The sequence below is a fragment of the Geomonas sp. Red276 genome (genome assembly GCF_054784495.1).
On the sequence record NZ_BLXW01000005.1, the window covers coordinates 22,653 to 41,037 of the forward strand.

An 18,385-nucleotide genomic window follows, 5' to 3' on the forward strand; every position below is an offset into this window, starting at 1 on the left:
CTCACCCTGGCCCTCTCCCCCGATGGGGGCGAGGGTACATGAAAAGGGGAAAGGGTGGCCGAAGGCCGGGTGAGGGAGGTTTTTCCAGGGGTGAGAGCTGGGAATAGTGGTGGATCAGGCGTAGACGGAGAACCCGCCCTGCTCCTTGGACTGGGCGGCTTGCTGGGCGATCATGTTCACCATCTGCATCTGGGCGTCGGCGGCTTTCTTCACCATCGACATGGTGGCGGCCTGCTGGGCCATGGCGAGCTGGTTGGCTACGCCGGCTGCTGCTATCTGAGTGACATCCATGGTTGGACTACCTCCGTTACTGTCGGTATCGGCAGCAGGCGGTTCCAGCTTTAGGCGGATTCGGTGAGGGGCGGCGGTGCGAAGCCAACTCTGGCTAAAATCCCCCCCGTCCCCCCTTCGTTAAAGGGGGGGACAGGGGGCGGGGCATTGGTCGCGTGAATGGGCCTCGAATGGAAGACGGGGCATTTGACAGGGTGTGAAAGGAGCTTGCCATGACGGTGAAAACGGGATGGACGGGGCGGTTTTTCGAGGATTTCGAGGTGGGGGACGTCTACCGCCATCCGCTGGGGAGGACGGTGACCCAGACGGACAACATCTGGTTCACGCTGCTGACCCAGAACACGGCTCCCATTCACTTCGACGAGTACTACGCGGGCCAGACGGAATGGAAGAAGCCGCTGGTGGATTCCACCTTCACAGTGGCGCTGGTGACCGGGCAGAGCGTCACCGACATCTCCCAGAACGTCTTCGCCAACCTCGGGTGGGACGAGATCCGGCTTCCCGCGCCGGTCTTCGAGGGGGACACCATCTATTCCCAATCGGAGGTCCTCGAGAAGCGGGAGTCGAAATCCCGCCCCAATATCGGGATCCTAACCGTGAAGACCATCGGCTTCAACCAGGAGGGTACCGTGGTGGTCACCTTCAAGCGCACCCTGATGGTCTTCAAGCGTGGCTTCGGGCCGAGCATCGCCCAGCCCAAGCTGGCAACTCCGGCCTCCCGGTAAGCCTTCTACGTTATCCGGGGCGAACTGTGACAAAGGGTGGGGAAGCTGGGCGTAAGAGTTAAAGAGTGTCAGAAAATAGCAACGCAGGTGGAATAGGGCGATCCATCCGGGCGCCCTTTTTCTTTTTCAAGAGAAAGAGTGAGGTTTAACGGCACGCATATTGGTAGCTATTAATCTCATAATATTTCCTGAAAGTATCTGAGCACTGACTGTAAAAAAATTCACAGTGTGAATTATTTTACAATCGTATGTAAAGGCCTGTATTTCTGAAATAAAGTCCAGACTGAAAGAGTGCGCTGTAAAAATTCTCACACTGAAGAGGCAATCCGGCCCGGCTCCTATCATACGTAAAAACGATGAGTTAGCCTCTGGCACGACTATTGTAACTAACAGCCATTCTTTCTTTCATTCCACACCACGCATTGGAGAGCGCCGTGAGAAAATCACTGACGTTGCTGAGTACCCTCCTTACCGGATTGTTCCTGTTCCACTTCTCCGTATTCGCGGCTGACACCGCAGCTCCCGAAGCCCCCAGGCCGAAAGGGGCGATCGCGGGGACCGTTACCGCGGACTCCGGCACGCCCGCGACGGGTGTCAAGGTCGAGGCGATCACCTGTGCGGACGACCTGGTCGCCGCGTCGGCGCTCTCCGACAAGGAAGGCGCCTACACCATCCCGGCGCTGGCCGACGGCTGCTACCGCGTGAGGTTCAGCGGCGCCGGCTTCGAATCGTCCTGGCGCGGCAAGCCCCAGTACCGTGACACCGCCGAGGAGGTCAAGGTCAACGGGGGACCGGTCACCGGGATCGACGCCGCGGTCTCCCCCTCGGACACCACCATCGCCGGGGTGGTCAAGGCGGCGGACGGGACCCCGCTGCCGGGAGCCTGGGTGACCGCGGTGCTCCCTTCCGAAAAATCGGAGGTGTCGTTGAGCGACGGGATGACCGATGCCAAAGGGGCCTACTCGGTCAACGTCTCTTCCGGCAAGCACGTGGTGCTCTTCGCCAAGAAGGGGTATTCGACCGAAATCTACGGGGGCTCCCTGACCAACCCCGCCAGGGTGGAAGCCCTCGCGGACAAGCCTGCCGTCGGGATAAACGGAACCCTTACCCGCGGCGGCTCGATCACCGGGAGCGTAAAAAACGAGGCGGGAAAAGGTTTGGCGGGGATCATCGTGGCGGCCATCGCACCGGGTTCTACCTCTCTTCCGGTCGGGAAGCGAACCGACGGGGAGGGTAACTTCGTCCTCGACGGCCTCGCGACGGGCAAATACTGGCTGATGTTCAATGACCAGGAGGAGACTTACCTTCCCCAGTGGTACGACGGCAAGACGGGCCCGGACGGGGCCACCGTACTCTCGGTAACCGCACCGAATGCCACCACCGGAGTCCGCGCGGTCCTCCGTATCGGCGGCAGCATCTCCGGCAGGGTCACCGACCCGGCCGGGAACCCGGTGGCGGGGGCCTCGGTAACCGTCGAGTCGACCAACGCGAAGGAGAACGGCTTCGGCTACGCGGTCACCGACCCCTCCGGCAACTACACGGTACATGGACTCGCCGGAGCGAAGTACCAGGTATCCTTCCGGGCGCGCGGGGGAACTCTCCTTTCCCGCTACTACCGCGACTCGGCGACCAAGGATGCTGCAACCCCGGTCGAAGTGGTGGCCGGCCAAGCCACCTCCAACATCGACCAGACGTTGCCGCAGGGAAGAACGATCACGGGGAGCGTGAAGAACGGATCGGGGGAGCCGGTCCCCGGGGCCGCGGTGCAGGTCCTTCCCGCCGAGAAGGAGAGCAAGGTGGAGCCGGTCTTCGGGCAGGCGGACCAAAACGGAGCCTTCACCGTGGCGGTGCCGGACGGCAACTACCTGGTCCAGGTCAGGGCCCAGGGGTACCTCCCCCAGTGGTCGGGAAACCGGGCCGAGAAGAAAGACGCGGCGATCATCACCCTCTCCAAGGATCAGGCCACCAGCCAGGCCGATTTCGTCCTGGTCCGCGGCGGGTCGATTGCCGGTACCGTCAGGAACCGGGCCGGGGCCCCGATAGCGGGGGTGAGGGTCTCGGCCGCCGATGCCGCGACCGGCGAGCGGGGCGATTCGGCGACCTCCGATGCGGAGGGGAAATACGCCATCCTGTCGCTCAAGGTGGGGAATTACCGCCTCACCGCCGACGGATCGTCGGCCGGGTACGTCGAGACCAAGCTTCCCCAGCCGGTGGCGGTCGCCGAGACGGGGGCCCAGGCCGACAACGTCGACTTCGTCCTGGTCCAGGGCGGGGAGATCTCGGGGAGGGTGACCGACCCGGACGGCAACCCCATCCTCTGGATGTCGGTGGCCGCCTACGACCCGACCACCTGGGACGAGATCGGGAGCACCTCCACCGAGATGGACGGCCGCTACCGGCTGGCCGGCCTGCCGGAAGGGAGGTACAGCATCCGTTTCGAGCAGTACGGCTCGAAGTACCCGGTGCAGTGGTACAGGAAGAAATTCAAGCGGGAGGAGGCGGCCCAGGTCGAGGTCTCCGGCACCGCGGCGGTCACCGGGGTCGATACCGTGATGGTTCCCGGGATGGCCCTGAGCGGAACGGTAACCGATGCCAACGGCGGCGCCCTGGCCGACGCCAAGATCGAGGTCTACGGCGGCAGCGAAGACGAGCCTTTTGCTACCACCAACACCGACGCCAGCGGAAAATACACGGTGGGCGCCCTGGCACCCGGATTCTACCGGCTCCGCTTCAGCCACGACGGGTTCGTCCCGAGGTGGACGGGAGGGAGCGACCGCAGGTCGGCAACCCCGGTGCGGGTCGGCGATTCCGACCTGGCGGGGATCAATGCGGCGCTGGTGAAGGCCTCCGGGACCTTCTCCGGAAAACTGATGAATCCCGAAGGGCACAAGGTCGGGCAGGCGTGGCTCACCGTCTTGGACGCCGCCAGCGGGGCGGCGGTGGCCGACGAGCGGATCTGCGAGTGCAACGGCCTCTTCGATACCCCGGTTCCCGGCGGGTGGTACCGGATCCGGGTCGAGCGGCATGGGCAGGTCTTCTGGTACCGCGGGACCAGCCAGGAGGACGCGGCGACGCTGCCGGGCTCGGGGGAGATCGCCGGGCTCGACATGGTGATCGACGATGCCGGCGTGAAGAACAAGCAGGCGCAGGATCAGAGCCGGCAGCAATAGGCCTGGCCTCACGCGGGGATGCCCCGCTATCTGAGAGGGAGGGGTGAATGAGGATACGATTGCTGGCGGCCGTGGTCACGGCGGCACTTGCGGTCCCCCTGGTGGCCCAGGGGGAGATGTACAAGTGGGTGGACGACAACGGGGTGGTGACCTTCAAGGATTATCCGCCCCCGGCGTCGAAGAAAAAGAAGCGGAAGGTGAAGACCTACTCCGACAGCGATTTCGATCCGGCACCTGCCCACGCCCCGGCGCCCGCGCCGCAGCCGCCTGCGTCCGCTCACCCGGTGCAGGCCGCCGCGCCCGTCAGGAAGCTCTCGCCCACCCCGGCCGCCTCCCACCGGTTCACCGGCACCGTCGAGATGTACGTCACCTCGTGGTGCGGGTACTGTAAGAAGGCCCGCCGGTACCTGGACAGCAAGGGGATCCCCTATGTCGCCTACGACGTCGAGAAGGACTCCGCCGCCGCCCAGCGCCACCGGGAGCTGGGGGGGCGGGGAGTGCCGCTGATCGTCATCGGTTCGAAGACGCTCTCGGGGTTCTCGGAACAGGCGATCGACTACTACCTGGAGAACAGCATGTAGTCCCGGCCGTTAGGGGGAGGGCCGGGCAGCGACCAGGAACGGGGAATTATTAGATGTTTGAAGGCATTCGTGATAAAGATGGAGCCTTTGCTGCTCATTGACGGGAGGTGTACTTCATGACAGGTCTCATCGTTGTCGGTGTCATTGCAGTTATTTTGGGGTTCGTGCTGGTATCCGCGTATAACCGCCTGATCTCGTTGAAGGGGCAGACCCAGAATGCCTGGAAGCAGATCGACGTGCAGTTGAAGCGCCGCCACGACCTGATCCCGAACCTGATCAACTCGGCCAAGGGGGCCATGGAGTTCGAGAAGGAGACCATGGAGGCGGTGATCGCCGCCCGTAACTCCGCAGTAAAGGTGGCCGCCACCGCGACCCCGGAGACCGCTTCCCAGCTGGCTGCCGCCGAGGGGACGCTGACCACCGCGCTCAACCGGTTCATGGCGGTGGTGGAAGCCTACCCGGACCTCAAGGCGACCGGGAACATCTCCCAGCTCCAGGAGGAGCTCTCCTCGACCGAGAACAAGGTGGCCTTCGCCCGCCAGGCCTACAACGACACCGCGACCGAGTACAACGTCACCCAGCGGCAGTTCCCCACCGTCCTCATGGCCGGCGTGGCCGGCGCCGCCCCCGCCCAGCTCTGGGAGATCACCGAGGAGTCCGACCGCGCCGTCCCCACGGTCAATCTCTCCCTGCACTAGTCCGGTAACGACGCATGGCAACTTTTACCGATCTTCAGGAGAGAAACCGCCGCAAGACCAGGGTCATCGTGGTCTGCTTCGTACTGTTCTTCATTTGGCTCGGGGCGGGACTGGATCTGGCGCGCTATTACTGGAGCGGCGGCAACACGAGATTCATCCAGCACTATTACGGCCTCTTTTTCCGCTCCCATCCCCAGGTCACCACCGGGGCCGGGCCGGTGCACCAGGAGAAGCATTTCCAGCCGCTCTTCACGCTGCTCGTGGGGGTGGCCGGGATCGGCATCGCCTGGTGGAGCCTTTCCAACGCCTCCGAAAACGTGCTGACGGCGATGTGCGCCCGCCGGGCCGACAAGAAGATTTCTGGCGAAGAACAGATGCTGATCAACGTGGTGGAGGAGATGTGCATCGCGGCCAGCATGCGCCCTCCCAGGGTCTGGATCATCCCCGACCCCGATCCCAACGCCCTCGCGGTGGGGCTTAAGGAGGGGGACTACCACGTCGCAGTCACCGAGGGGCTTTTGCGGGTTTTGAACCGTGACGAGATGCAAGGGGTGATCGCCCACGAACTCGCCCACCTGAAAAACCAGGACACCAGGCTGATGACGGCACTCACCGTGCTGGTCGGGCTGGCGGCGCTCATCTCGGAGTTCGTGTCCAGAAACCGGTACTGCTCGGTGGAGGTAAGGGGCGGAAACGACGACGACAACAAGTTGGGGGGGCTCATCTTCGGCCTCTGGTTCTTCACGGTCCTGCTGGCCCCGCTGGCGACGCAACTGATGGCCATGCTGGTGAGCCGCGAGAGGGAATACCTGGCGGACGCTTCCTCCGCCCAGTTCACCCGCAATCCCGAGGCGCTGGCGGCCGCGCTGGACAAGATATCTTCGGCGGTTGGCCCGACCTCCCTGGTGAAGCCGGCCAGCGCCCATCTCTGCATCGCCTCCCCGACCGCCGCCGACCTGAGCTACGACTGTGAAAGCGACTGGTTCGCCACCCACCCCCCCATCAAGAGCCGCATCCACCGGCTGAACAGCATCGGGGCCAATTGGAAGGCGAAGGCGGCCAGGGAATCGGCCGCGGCGGGGCGCGCGTGAGAGAGGAAACGGTAAGGAATGAATAGCGAGACGCGGGCGTTCAAATACCTGGCGGGGTACTCGGAAGAGATTCAAAGTAAGGTGGCGCAACTGGTGGACGGGGGGGAGCTGAACCAGCTCCTCTTGAGAAAGTATCCGGCGCCGCACGATGTCAGGACCGATGCGGCCCTCTATGCCTTCACCATGCAGATCAAGAACGATTACCTGCGGAAGTCCCAGCCGATAGCCAAGGTGATCTTCGACCCGGCCATCACGGACGTCAACCGCGCGCTCGGTCTCCACTCCTTCGTGTCGCGCGTGCAGGGGGCCAAGCTGAAGGCCAAGCACGAGATCCGGGTGGCCTCCATCTTCAAGACCGCACCGGTCGAATTCCTCAGGATGATCGTGGTGCATGAGCTCGCCCATCTGAAGGAGAAGGAGCACAACAAGGCCTTCTACAACCTCTGCGAGCACATGGAGCCGGACTACCACCAGCTGGAGTTCGATACCAGGCTGTACCTGACCCACCTCGATGTCGCCGGGCCCCTCTACCCAGGGTAGCCCGGCTTTTTTCTTCCCCCACCCCCTGGCCCCCTTCCCTCTCGAGGGGAGAGGGGAGAGGGGGCGTTACTGGTGCATGGACGGCATCGGCATGTAGTCGTTGTGGCAGACGTAGCAGTTCCAGATCCAGTAGGTGTCGCCCTGCAGCTGCATCGGGATGCCGTTGTCGGCGGGGTTGGCGGAGGTGTACTCCGCGTGGGTGCTGTTGTGGCACGCCTCGCAGTAGATCTTGCCGTTCATCTCGGAAGCAGGTGAGTTCAGGAAGCGGGAGTTGCGGTAGAGGGTGTTGGCGTTTTCCTGGTGCTTCCCGTCGTGGCAGTCGCTGCAGCGTGGCTCCTGGAGCCAGGGCTGGCGCCCCGCGGTGAGGCTCGCGGTCATGGCGGTCAGGTCCCCGTGGCAATCTTTGCACTCCTTCCCGACGTGGTACATCTCGCCCCGCAGGCACCTCGTCTGGGGACCGGGGTGGCAGTTGTAGCAGTCGGGGGTGTTGGGATCGGCGCTGACGTTCACCTTGTCCTTGTGGAATCCGTGCATGGCCAGGGAGAGGTTCTTGATTCCCGGCTGTCCGCTCAGCCCGAGGGCGTTGTCGCCGTGGCATTCGGCGCAGAGGTGGAGGGTGCCGCTGGCGCGGTCGGCGACCAGGTGGGTGCCGCTGTTGGTGTCGTGGCTCTGCAGGATGTTGAGGAAGGTGTTGGTCGCCCCGTGGCAGTTCGAGCAGTTGAGCTCCGTCGAAACGGGGGCGACCACGCTGGTGGTGGCCAGAACCGCCCCGCTGGAACTGTCGGTGACGGTGATGACGGCCTTGCCGTAGGGATCCCAGGTGCCGTTGTCGTCGTAGGGGGTGATGGGGATCCCGGTGGCGACGAACCCGATCCCGTTGGCGTCGCGGGACATGGTGCCGGCCAGCGGGGTCCCGGTGATGCCGCGGTTGGGGGTGGTGTTCCACCCGTAGGACCTGAACCGGTACCGGCTGGTGTAGTTCCAGAAGTTGGTGTGGAGGGTCGAGTCGGTCTTGTCGGGGAAGGCGTAGCTGACGGTGACGCCGGTGGTGACCACCCCCTCGCCCCGCTTGAACACCTGGGCGTGCAGCGTGTTGAACGGGGGGAGGATCATGAAGTGCGAGTAGTCGTCCTGCGCGCAGTGCATGCCGAGGTCGTTCCAGGCGAGGATGACGTAGGACATGCCGGCCGCGGGGATCTGCTGGGCGGCGGGGACGTTGTCGTAGTTCTGGTAGGCCGCGTGAGCGGCGGATAGGTACCAGTCGATGGTGGTGCACGAACCGGCGGCCACGTTGCAGCAGCGGGAGGTCGCTTCGTATCCGCTGGCGGAGGCGGTGAGGGTATAGCTGCCGGGCTGGCGAACGAGGCTGAAATGGCCGGTGGCATCGGTCGTCGCCGTCGCCGTCGCGGTGCCGTCGCTCACGATCACTCCGGCCAGCGCCGCGCCGGTGGCGGCGTCCTTGACCACCCCGGCCACGGTGCCGGTGGAGCCGGTCGCGTTCGAGCCGCTTCCGCCACCGCTACAGGCACAGAGCCCGGCGATAACGAGAAAGAGTGCAGCCATCCTCACAAAAAAGCCACAGCCTGACAATTTCATGCTCAACCTCCATCGGAAACGATTGATTCTGTATCGGGATAACCGTATTAGATAATTACAATAGTGCTCGGTGTGAGGATGAGAAAGTATGGGGAAATACTATTAGAGGTCGGGAAACTGTCAAGTTTTTACCGCGCAGTCATTGGGTAACTCTGCTAAATCATTATTATTAAATTCCCGTGCGGCATAGGTGCAGGTTCGACTGTATTTCGTCCGGGAACTGTGTTAAGAATCGGTAACGACCGATAGACGACACGCGGGAGCGCATGTGGGGGAGGGCGAGATTTCCATGGGCAAGGTCCGGCTGGAGAAACGGGAGAGGATAGCCTACATCACGCTGCAGCGTTCGGAGGCTCTCAACGCGCTCGACGACGAGTTGAACCATGAGTTGTACGAGGCGTGGAAGGAATTCGCCGCCGACACCTCGGTGGACCTGGCGATCGTGACGGGGGAGGGGAAGGCCTTCTGCTCGGGGGCCGATCTCAAGACCTTCATTCCGAAGTGGGAGAAGGCCAACGTCGCCGACGTCAAGAACAACGCCCGGGGCATCGGGATCGCGGGGGGGATTACCCGGGGGCAGCACCGGATCTACAAGCCGGTGATCGCCGCCGTCAACGGCTACGCGATCGGCGGGGGATTCGAGCTCGCACTGGCCTGCGACATCCGGATCGCCTCGGAGCGGGCGAAGTTCGGCGTCTTCGAGGTCCGCTACGGCCTGCACCAGGGGGACGGCGGCCTGGTACGCCTGATGGCGATCGCCGGGATGGCGACCGCGCTGGAATTGACCCTCACCGGGCGGGAGGTCGACGCCGAGGAGGCCTACCGCCTCCGGCTCGTCAACAAGGTGGTTCCCCACGACGAGCTGATGGAGACCGCCGAGCGCTACGCCGCCATGATCCTCGCCAACAGCCAGCAGGCCATCCGCTCCGCCAAGGAAACCATCCTCAACATCACCGGCCTCTCCATCGACAAGGCCCTCTACCTGGAAAGCATGAAGGCCTACTCCTGCCTGGGAGATTTCACCGAGGCCCGCGAGCGCCTGGCCGCCTTCGCCAACAAGAAAAACCCGTAACCCCCCTTCGCCAAGGCTACGGGGGGCACGCCCCTTTCCCTTCCCAGGGAGGGTGGGATTTTCAGTGCAGGGCCGTCTTCTTGATGATCCCGCCGGCGGCGTCGGCCAGCGGGTGGATGACGACGAAGGCCGAGGAATCGACCTCGTCGACCACGTTTCTGACCCGCCCGATCTCCAGCCTGGTCACCACGCAGTACAGGATCTGTATCTCCTTCCCCGTCATTCCCCCTCTCCCGTGGTAGATGGTCACCCCGCGGCTCAGCAGCCGGATGATCCCCTCCCTGATCTCGTCGCTCTTCTCCGACATGATGATGATCGCGTTGTACTCCTCGATCCCGTGGAGGAGGAAGTCGACCGTCTTGGAGGCGGCGATGTAGGTGAGGATCGAGTAGAGCGCCTGATCGACCCCCATGACGAAGACGGCGCTGCCGAAGATGAAGATGTTGAGGATGAGGATGACGTCCCCGACCTTGAGGATGTGGCTTCCCTTGCTGATGAGGAGGGCGGCGATCTCGGTGCCGTCCAGGACGGCGCCGCCGCGGATGGCGAGCCCGATGCCGGCCCCGATGAAGAAGCCGCCGAAGACGGCGGTCAGTACGCTGTCCGGGGTGACGTCGGGGTAGCTGACGAACTTCAGGGCGAGAGCCAGCCCCCCGATGGCGAGGGCGCTCTTCAAGGCGAAGATGCCGCCGATCTGGCGGTACCCCAGGGCGATGAAGGGGAGGTTGATGACCGGGATCAGGATGGCGAGCGGCCAGCCGAGCGCGTTGGAGAGGAGCATCGAGATGCCGGTGACGCCGCCGTCGATGAAGTGGGACGAGACGAGGAAGCCCTTGATTCCCATCCCGGCGGAGAGGATCCCCGCGACGACCAGGGCGATGTTCAGAAGTTCCCGCAGCAGCTTTTTCATGACACTACCCTAGAATCTGGTCGCCAGGCTGAGGTGGAAGGAGATGTCGGGTGCCCGGTCGACGGTTACATCCTCGGAGACGCCGAGGTCGAGCGAGGTCTTGTCGGTGAAGGCGATGGTCCCCCCCATGATGAGGATGGCGGATATCGCGTTGAGCTCGACCAGGTCGCTCTCCTTGTAGAAAGGTGAGTGCGACGAGAGCTGCAGCTTGAAGGCGATGGAGTCCCAGGGGCTCCATCCGGCCCCGATGCTCCCGAAGCCGGCGAAGTTGCGCTGCTGATCGGCCAAGACGCTCCCCCGGGTCAGCGCCATCGCCCCGAGCGCCCCGAAGAAGGCGCCGGTGCCCGCGTCCCCGAGATCGAAGTCGTGATCGGCGGTCACCCAGAGGGCGAAGTCGGTACTGCCGCTGCCGGAAAGGTCGCCCGGATCCCCGGTGGGGACCTTGAGCTCTCCCCGCAGGGCCACGGCGCTGGCGGCATCGCGGAAGAGCTGCGTCGCCGCGGTGAGCCGAAGATCGCCCAGGCCGGCGTGGGAGCCGGTGAAGAGGAGCCTGGCGACGCCGTCCTTCTCGTACTGGTATAAAAGCCGGTTGCGCGGGTAGGCCGATCGGGTCCCGTTGGGTAGATGGAAGAAATGGTGCCATCCCTCGAGGAAGCCGTCGAGGACGCCGCCGCTTTGGTAGACGCCGGGTAGCTCCAGTCCCGCCTCCCACCGCTCGGAGAGGCCGCGGTAGCAGGAGAGGGTCCCGCGCACCGCCTCGCCGTCCAGCATGATGCTCTCCCGCTGGGTAGCGTCGTGGGCGAAGTCGTTGGACCAGTCCACCGCGAACCGGCACTCGGTTTCCCGGGGGCGGAGAAGCTTGGCCCTTCCCGGGGCCGGGAGCCCGAAGATCTGCACGAGCGGACTCTGGTCGAAGGTCGCAAAGGGGGTGATCTCGGCGGCAAAGGCGGGAGACCGCATGGCAGAGAGGAGTACGAGGGAAAACGCTATGAGAGCCAAGCTAAGCTGTGCGGGACGGTTCATAGTGGTCACGAGGCATGAGGTTTCGTTGTAAGGGGAAAGAAATAGAGTCGAGGTGGGCGGCAGTCAGGAAATTATGCCGTTGCATAATCCCTATGACAAGGGGTGGCGGGCAATTTAGCGGACCGGCCGCGGTAAAAATCCCCCCTGTCCCCCCTTCGCAAAGGGGGGGACGTCGGTTAGGCGGCTTTCCCGGGATTGCCGGATGGCTCAGATCATTTCCCAGCCGAGGAGACCCCCGCCGATGTCGAGTTCGGCCATGACGGTATCGCCTGCCTTGGCGCCGATCGCCTCGATCGCACCGAGGGTCAGGATCGCTTTCCCGTCATAGAGGTGATCGCTGTCGCTGGTGATGATGGTGACCGGAAACTTCTTGCTGACCTTGGTGGTCATGTTGGTGAGCTTCACCTTCCTGAAAGTGCCGGTCTTGAAATGGTCGCTCAACTGGACCGCGGTGGAGCGGTTCATGGCCACCGACGCGAGCATGCTGGCCCAGTAGGTGCTGGCTGTCTTCTCCTGCACGAGTACGGAGAGCCCGAGCCCCTTTCCTACCACCGGAATGGCGGCCGGGGCCTGCGGCTGGTACGCGGGGGCGGCCATCGGAGCCGCCAGAGGGGGAGCCTGGGGTGCCGCCTGCGGGGCCTGGGCGGCGCTCTCCCGGGCGGCCACCAGCCGGTCCAGCCGCTTGGCCGCGACGTTCAGCGACATGGTCAAAAGGGAAAGATTGATGTCCTTTTGGCAGAGCAGGAGCAGGTACGACTTGGTGAGGGTCTTCACCAGGACCCGGACGTCGTTGAAGCGGAGATCGAGGAATTCGAGGCCTCCGGTGGAGTGCTCCATGGCCAGCGCGCAGTCGGTGATGGCGAGGGCCGCCTCCTCGAGCATGGGGAGATCGTACAGCGGAGGAAAGGCCTGCTCGCTCACCTTGCCGTCGTCGCCGCAGACGAAACACCCCATCACCCCGGGGACACTGTTTATTTGTTGCATGACCGCCAACATAACCGTTCCTCCTGAGCTACTTCCTGGTAGCGAACATCTTGCGGATGTCGTTCTCGACGCTCACCGCGGAACTCCCCTTTTCCACCGCCACCCCGAGATAGCTGCTCTTGGAGTCGAAAAGGAGGAGGTGCTTGCCGTTGCCGTGGGCGACCGCCGATTTCACCTCTCCCAGGGCAAGCGCCCCGCCGATGGTGTTGCCGATCATGGCGAGGAAGGTGGCCTCGGCGGCCAGGGTCTCCCCGTCGAAGCTGCTGTCGTCGATCGGGGTGCCGTCTTTGCCGACCAGGATGGCGTATTCGACGCCGGAAATGGTGCTCACCGCCCCTGCCACACTCTGCCTGGCCTTTTCAACCGGTGGTGCGGCGGCTGTCACCGCGGCCGGCGCTTCCTTGGGCGCCTTGTTGTCCTCGTCCATCAGTCGCATTGCCTCCAACAGTAAATGGTTGAGGGTGGCCTTGATGGTATAGGCGGTGGTGGTCACCTTGGGCTGGAGATGGAACTTGCCTCCGGGCCAGCGGATGATCTGGTAAAAGGCCTGCTCGCCCGAAATATCCCCCTGCTCGGCGTGGATGACCTCCCCGTCCCGGAAAAAGATGCTCCCCGCACGGACGCCGTACTCGAGCGTCATGCACCCGGTGAAACGGTTATGGCCGTTCATCTGGATGACATCGGCAAGGGTGACGCCGGTCATGGCCCCGACAAAGCCGTCCGCATGATCCTGTAAGCGATCTTCGGCTGTCATAACATCCTCCATTTTGAAAGCATTCCACCGCAGTGACCCAAGGAGGTGGCGGAACCGGGACAAAATTATAACGCAGTTATACTAAGTGTCAACAGCAGACTGATTAGAAGTCGCGATTTAAACGATGGACTTTTGTTTTTGACATGTTAGGCGTGTTTTATTTCGGGACGGTTGTTTTGACCAAGGGGCGGGGTCCATCAAAAAAGGGGTATCGGATGAAAGCGTCCGCAGACGCCGCGGTCCACGCGCGCAGCGCCGCCCCGTTCGGCGTTCGTGGCGGCTGATAGCGGACTGCAGAAGGCGAGGCGGCCAGCATCGAGTAATATTCTACAACTCAGGGAGGAGGCCGGATTGGTTATGGAATCCGGCTCCAGGCGCGCGAGGAGGGCGGGATGAGATTCCTGCAGCCGCTCGCTTTCCTTCTGCAAGTCTATGGTCCCGGCGGCGCTTTTGGAGAAAATCTGAGGAAGAGAGGGCGCGGGGCGTGGGATATTCGACAAGCCTCGTGCCGCAGGCGGTTGGCCAGGAAAAATATTTGATGTGAAATCGACGGGTTATAGTTTTGGAAACGCGCTGGCACGCAGATGGCAGTAAGGGTAGGCAACGGGCAAAACGTCCGAATCTACCTTTGAAGGAGAAGCGATATGAACAAGGGATTGATTGCAGCGGTAGCTCTGGCGGTTGGGGTCCTTTCGGTGGGCGCGGTGAGCGCGTCGGCGGCAAACTCCTGCTGCGACACCGGCAACTGCCCCCAGTCCACCACGGCACCGCAGTTTAACAAGGACACTGCCAACCTGAGGCGCGAGCTGAAGGCCAAGGATCTGGAGCTGCGCGGTCTCTACGCCCAGGACACGGTGGACCCCCACCAGGTGAGCGCTCTCGAAGCCCAGATCAAGGAGCTGAAAGGCCAGATCAGGCAGGCCGCCGGGAAGTACAACATGCCGAATTGCTGCCAGGGGTAACGGGCGGCGCGGTGCGAGAGGGAGGGCCCCCAAGAGCCCTCCCTGAGCCACACCTCCTCTGTCTGCCGGTAAACCTGCCGTTTCCCCCCCGTCTCAAAGTCCTCGAAACACCCTAGATGGCCCCGACTCCTAGAAGCAGGCGCGCACGACGCCGCCGTCGACCCGCAGCGCCGCGCCGTTGGTGGCGGCGGATAGCGGGCTGCTCAGGAAGGCGACGAGCGGCGCCACCTCGTCCGGGGTGGCGAAGCGCTTGAGAAGCGAAGTCGGGCGGACGGTCCGGAAGAATTCCTGCTCGAATTCGGCCAGCGGCTTTCCGGCGCTGACGCTGGAAACGAACTCCTCGACCCCCGCGGAAAGGGTCGGGCCGGGGAGGACGGCGTTGGAGGTGACCCCGGTGCCGGCCAATCCCTCGGCGATACCCCGCGAGACCGCCAGCATCGCGGTCTTGGTCATCCCGTAGTGCACCATTTCCACCGGGATCTGGATACCGCTTTCGCTGCTGATGAAGATGATCCTTCCCCAGTTGCGCTGCTTCATCCCCGGGAGGTAATGGCGGGAGAGGCGGACGGCGCTCAACACGTTCACCTGGAAGATGTGCATCCATTCCTCGTCGCCGATCTCCTCGAACGGCTTGGCCTCGTAGATGCCGAGGTTGTTGACCAGGATCTCGACCTCGCCAAAACGGCGGACCAGGTCGCTGGCGGCCGCGGCGGTGGCCAGGTCGCCTGCGAATCCTTCCAGCCGCGCCTGCGGGAAGAGCTCCTTTATTCCTCTGATCGCATCGCTTACCGACCCCTCTTTTCTCCCGTTGACGATGACGCGGGCCCCTTCGGCGGCCAGCGCTTTGGCTGTCGAAAAACCGATCCCCTTGGTGGAACCGGTCACCAATGCGAGTTTCCCCTGTAGTTGCAGATCCATAACTTGATCCTCCTGATTGTTGTTAACACCTGGTGACCTCACTCTCCCCCATAATAATATTCATTCACTCCCTTCGGGGGAGGGGCTTAAGCCCCTCACCCCTCCCCCTCTCCCGGAGGGCGAGGGACAATCCATGAATGGACGAGGGGAGGTGATCCCTTGGTCGGTTAAATTGTGGATGCAAATGAAAGGTTGGCAAGTGAAGCCGTCAATTGAGCGGCAGGGGGAACGAGTAAACCTTGTCCTTGCCACGGGCTATGTGCTAAAAACACCGGCAAAGGCTGGGCGAAGGGCTTAATGCCGCTGGAAATGGCGCTGAGGCAGAAGGCCAACGGTTAAGGAGGGCAGGCCATCAGGGAAACTGTCGATGACATCTGGCGCCACCTGGGACGGGCCGTCATCTGCATCACGACCAACGGCCAGGTCTCGAAGAAGGGGAGTGCCGTGCTCGGGCGCGGCTGCGCGAAGCAGGCGCAGGAGCGCTTCCCGGATCTTCCCCTTCGGCTGGGAGCGCTCCTCGCGAAAGGCGGCAACCATGTCCATATCCTCGGAGACGGTCTGGTCAGCTTTCCGGTCGAGGAGACCCCCTGGTCCAACCCGGAGCTCCGCCTCATCCGGCAGTCGGCTAAGGAGCTGAGGGCGATGGCCGATCTCAACGGCTGGACGGAGATCATCGTCCCCCGGCCGGGATGCGGCGGGGGTGGGCTCAACTGGCAAGACGTGCGCCCGCTCCTGGAGGGCCTTTTCGACGACCGCTTCACGGTGGTTACCGCCAGCGAAGAGCGTGCGCGTCCTTGGCAGGTCTAGAATAAGGATGCAATCTATGAACGACCGGCAGATAGAGTGCGGCTGCTTGTTCAGCGAAGGACTGAGACTGTTCCGATGGCCAACTCTGTCACTACTGACATGAAGCCCGCCGGTACTTCAATCATCTTTGTCGACGATCGGGACCGGGTTCTGCTCCTTTTGCGGGACGACCGCCCGGACATCCGCTATCCCAACCGGTGGGACATCCCGGGGGGAAGGGGGGAGGAGGGGGAGACCCCCGAGGAGACCATCGTCCGGGAGATGAAGGAGGAGATCGGGCTCGAGCTTACGGGGGCGGAGCTCTTCGAGCGGCGCGAATTCCCCGACCGGATCGAGTACACCTTCTGGAAAAGGGCGAACCTCGTCATCGGGGAGATCGACCTCATGGAGGGGCAGAAGCTTCGCTGGTTCACCCGGGAGGAAGCGGCGGCGACCGAACTTGCCTTCGGGTTCAATCCCACCATCGATCGATTCTTTCAAGCGCTTCCCTCAATGTCGCGGGCGGCTTCGCATGAAGTAGGCACCAGACAGAGAGGAGAACGTGACCACGATGACGCAGAAAAAGAATGACCGCTATGTGACCTTCAAGGGGATCGACGGCGACGGCAATGCTAAAAGGGTCGTTGCCCTGCTGAGACGCCACATCGACGACCCGCAAAAGAGCAACCTCTTCTGGGAGAGATTCAAGGAGAAGCTCGCCGCGGCGGCCGATCCGGAGGCGACCGGCGGGAGGCACCTGGACGAGCTCTTCCTCGTCCATTCCTACCTCAACAACATCCGCGAGCTGTTCGAGGAGTACGGGGACCGGGAGGCCCTGGAGCTCCTCGACCAGCTCGAGACGGAATCCTGCTAGCGGGACGAAAAGGAGCAGACATGAAGCCGATCGAACCGGCCACCCTCGCTTCCGGCAACGCCATCTCCCTCTTGCGCACCCTCGACATCCACCTGCGCGAGATCGGCGACGACTACGCCATCATGGAGGTGACGGTCAGCGACATCCACCGCAACTACTTCGGCTGCGCGCACGGCGGGCTCATCGCTACCCTGATGGACACGGTATCCTTCTTCCCGCGGCCACTGCTTCCTTCCGGAAGACTCTGCACCACCACCAACCTCAACGTCACCTACGACCGCCCCGCCGGCGTGGGTGACGTCCTGACCGCCCGCTCCCAACTCGTTCACCACGGCAGGAGGATGGCCAGTCTCAACATCACGGTCACCAATCAGCACGGCAAGCTCGTGGCTCACGGTACGGCAAGCCTGATGCTGACCGCGTCATAGCCGTGCCATCCTTGCCGATGGTGACTGTTCCCGCCGCCGCTGAAAGCAAAACACCCGCCGCAATAGCACCGCCCATCCATAAAATTTGATTTTTCTAATCTGTATGGCACTCTTTATCCATCCGCTCTGATAACAGATCCACAATTGAATAACCGGTGATGACCTTGGAAACGCCACGGGCAAGGAGGTGGAGGATGCCTTTACACCGTCTGCAGTTTCATGTCACTCACGACTGTCCGGTCAGCTGCCGTGAGTGCGAGACGAAGTCCGGCCCGTGGAACGGTCCCTTCCTGGACGCACCCTTCATGATCGAGGTGATCGACGAGGCGTGGGTACTGGGATGCCTGAGCACCGTGGTCTTCGCGGGGGGAGAGCCGCTCCTCAAGCGCTACGAGATCGAACAGGTCCTCCTCCACGCCAAGAAGAGGGGGCTGAGGAGCCGGGTGGTCACCAACGCCTATTGGGCGGCCAGCCCCAAGGGTGCCTTCCATACCCTCTTCGACCTCCAGCAGGCGGGCCTGAGCGAGGTGACGCTGACCTGCGACGACATGCACCAGGAGCTGATCCCGCTCGACTACATAAGGAACGCCTTCCTGGCCGCCCGCGAGCTCGGCATCCCGGTGCTGATCTTCATGAAGTCGGCGCACAACTCGGTCATCACCCCCGAGTACCTCTCCGTATTGCTGGAGACCAACCTGCACGGCAGCGGCGAGGTCGGAGGCGATCTCCTGAAAGAGGGTGAATACCTGGCCTACCCGGATCCCGCGGCCTGGAACGCGCCCCGTAACGGCACCCAGATCCTGATGATCGTCTCCCCCACCAAGGACGCGCGGGTCTGCCAGGGGGTGAAGGCCCTGCCGGTGGCAACCCTGCCGCTGGGAAATCTGGGCTACCAGACCCTGGTAGACGTGCTCGGGCTCAGGCAGACGGCCCACTGATAGATGCGCGTTTCGCCGCCTCGAGGGGCGGCTGGTTGCCGCGC

General features: G+C 63.2%; 20 protein-coding genes. 13 read left to right on the forward strand and 7 right to left on the reverse strand.

Translation table 11 applies throughout. From position 1 onward, the window contains the following. Positions 1–114: 114 nt before the first annotated feature. Positions 115–291 (reverse strand): hypothetical protein, encoded by a 177-nt coding sequence (locus tag ACYVL5_RS05120; protein ID WP_460594478.1) that lies wholly within the window; start codon positions 289–291, stop codon positions 115–117. 212 nt (positions 292–503) lie between these two features. Here ACYVL5_RS05120 and ACYVL5_RS05125 point away from each other — a divergent pair, with 212 nt between their 5' ends. From ACYVL5_RS05125 to ACYVL5_RS05150, 6 genes are all read left to right on the forward strand, one after another. Beyond that, positions 504–1,016 carry a MaoC family dehydratase gene (locus ACYVL5_RS05125; protein ID WP_460594479.1) on the forward strand — a complete coding sequence of 171 codons (513 nt, stop codon included), beginning with the start codon at positions 504–506 and terminating at the stop codon, positions 1,014–1,016. 434 nt (positions 1,017–1,450) lie between these two features. After that, positions 1,451–4,186: a carboxypeptidase regulatory-like domain-containing protein gene (locus ACYVL5_RS05130; RefSeq protein WP_460594480.1), complete on the forward strand. Its 2,736-nt coding sequence runs from the start codon at positions 1,451–1,453 to the stop codon at positions 4,184–4,186. A 47-nt stretch (positions 4,187–4,233) separates the two neighbouring features. Then, complete coding sequence (locus ACYVL5_RS05135; RefSeq protein ID WP_460594481.1) at positions 4,234–4,767, forward strand: glutaredoxin domain-containing protein; 534 nt, start codon at positions 4,234–4,236, stop codon at positions 4,765–4,767. A gap of 116 nt (positions 4,768–4,883) precedes the next feature. Then, on the forward strand, positions 4,884–5,465 hold the full coding sequence (locus ACYVL5_RS05140) for a LemA family protein (RefSeq protein WP_460594482.1): 582 nt from the start codon (positions 4,884–4,886) through the stop codon (positions 5,463–5,465). Between the two features lie 14 nt (positions 5,466–5,479). Continuing rightward, on the forward strand, positions 5,480–6,556 hold the full coding sequence (locus ACYVL5_RS05145) for a M48 family metallopeptidase (protein ID WP_460594483.1): 1,077 nt from the start codon (positions 5,480–5,482) through the stop codon (positions 6,554–6,556). An 18-nt stretch (positions 6,557–6,574) separates the two neighbouring features. Beyond that, positions 6,575–7,096, forward strand: a complete 522-nt coding sequence (locus ACYVL5_RS05150) for a M48 metallopeptidase family protein (RefSeq protein ID WP_460594484.1) — start codon at positions 6,575–6,577, stop codon at positions 7,094–7,096. A 66-nt stretch (positions 7,097–7,162) separates the two neighbouring features. On the opposite strand, the gene ACYVL5_RS05155 is transcribed toward ACYVL5_RS05150, so the two are convergent. Then, the gene (locus ACYVL5_RS05155) at positions 7,163–8,692 is read right to left on the reverse strand and encodes a carboxypeptidase-like regulatory domain-containing protein (RefSeq protein WP_460594485.1); all 1,530 of its coding nucleotides are present in this window, start codon (positions 8,690–8,692) and stop codon (positions 7,163–7,165) included. A gap of 289 nt (positions 8,693–8,981) precedes the next feature. On the opposite strand from ACYVL5_RS05155, the gene ACYVL5_RS05160 reads away from it, so the two are divergent. Beyond that, the gene (locus tag ACYVL5_RS05160; protein ID WP_460594486.1) at positions 8,982–9,764 is read left to right on the forward strand and encodes an enoyl-CoA hydratase/isomerase family protein; all 783 of its coding nucleotides are present in this window, start codon (positions 8,982–8,984) and stop codon (positions 9,762–9,764) included. Between the two features lie 61 nt (positions 9,765–9,825). On the opposite strand, the gene ACYVL5_RS05165 is transcribed toward ACYVL5_RS05160, so the two are convergent. The 4 genes from ACYVL5_RS05165 to ACYVL5_RS05180 form a co-directional block, all read right to left on the reverse strand. Beyond that, entirely contained in the window at positions 9,826–10,674 is an 849-nt protein-coding gene (locus ACYVL5_RS05165; protein WP_460594487.1) for a YitT family protein, read from the reverse strand. Between the two features lie 9 nt (positions 10,675–10,683). Further along, positions 10,684–11,697, reverse strand: coding sequence for a DUF3187 family protein (locus ACYVL5_RS05170; RefSeq protein ID WP_460594488.1), 1,014 nt, complete (start codon positions 11,695–11,697; stop codon positions 10,684–10,686). A gap of 207 nt (positions 11,698–11,904) precedes the next feature. Beyond that, complete coding sequence (locus ACYVL5_RS05175) at positions 11,905–12,681, reverse strand: roadblock/LC7 domain-containing protein (RefSeq protein WP_460594489.1); 777 nt, start codon at positions 12,679–12,681, stop codon at positions 11,905–11,907. A gap of 28 nt (positions 12,682–12,709) precedes the next feature. Further along, positions 12,710–13,435 carry a DUF4388 domain-containing protein gene (locus tag ACYVL5_RS05180; protein WP_460594490.1) on the reverse strand — a complete coding sequence of 242 codons (726 nt, stop codon included), beginning with the start codon at positions 13,433–13,435 and terminating at the stop codon, positions 12,710–12,712. 644 nt (positions 13,436–14,079) lie between these two features. Here ACYVL5_RS05180 and ACYVL5_RS05185 point away from each other — a divergent pair. Then, positions 14,080–14,397 (forward strand): hypothetical protein, encoded by a 318-nt coding sequence (locus ACYVL5_RS05185; protein WP_460594491.1) that lies wholly within the window; start codon positions 14,080–14,082, stop codon positions 14,395–14,397. 129 nt (positions 14,398–14,526) lie between these two features. On the opposite strand, the gene ACYVL5_RS05190 is transcribed toward ACYVL5_RS05185, so the two are convergent. Further along, positions 14,527–15,315, reverse strand: coding sequence for an SDR family NAD(P)-dependent oxidoreductase (locus tag ACYVL5_RS05190; RefSeq protein ID WP_460594492.1), 789 nt, complete (start codon positions 15,313–15,315; stop codon positions 14,527–14,529). Positions 15,316–15,759: 444 nt separating this feature from the next. Here ACYVL5_RS05190 and ACYVL5_RS05195 point away from each other — a divergent pair, with 444 nt between their 5' ends. The 5 genes from ACYVL5_RS05195 to ACYVL5_RS05215 all read left to right on the forward strand — a co-directional run bounded on the left by ACYVL5_RS05195 (position 15,760) and on the right by ACYVL5_RS05215 (position 18,341). After that, on the forward strand, positions 15,760–16,122 hold the full coding sequence (locus ACYVL5_RS05195; protein WP_460594493.1) for a macro domain-containing protein: 363 nt from the start codon (positions 15,760–15,762) through the stop codon (positions 16,120–16,122). Between the two features lie 75 nt (positions 16,123–16,197). Beyond that, a complete protein-coding gene (locus tag ACYVL5_RS05200; RefSeq protein WP_460594494.1) occupies positions 16,198–16,692 on the forward strand; it encodes an NUDIX hydrolase in 495 nt (164 codons plus the stop codon). Further along, positions 16,673–16,975 (forward strand): N(2)-fixation sustaining protein CowN, encoded by a 303-nt coding sequence (gene cowN, locus ACYVL5_RS05205; protein ID WP_460594495.1) that lies wholly within the window; start codon positions 16,673–16,675, stop codon positions 16,973–16,975. Before ACYVL5_RS05200 ends, cowN begins: the two co-directional genes overlap by 20 nt. A gap of 20 nt (positions 16,976–16,995) precedes the next feature. Next, positions 16,996–17,403: a PaaI family thioesterase gene (locus tag ACYVL5_RS05210; RefSeq protein ID WP_460594496.1), complete on the forward strand. Its 408-nt coding sequence runs from the start codon at positions 16,996–16,998 to the stop codon at positions 17,401–17,403. 194 nt (positions 17,404–17,597) lie between these two features. Continuing rightward, positions 17,598–18,341, forward strand: a complete 744-nt coding sequence (locus tag ACYVL5_RS05215; RefSeq protein WP_460594497.1) for a radical SAM protein — start codon at positions 17,598–17,600, stop codon at positions 18,339–18,341. Positions 18,342–18,385 lie beyond the last annotated feature (44 nt).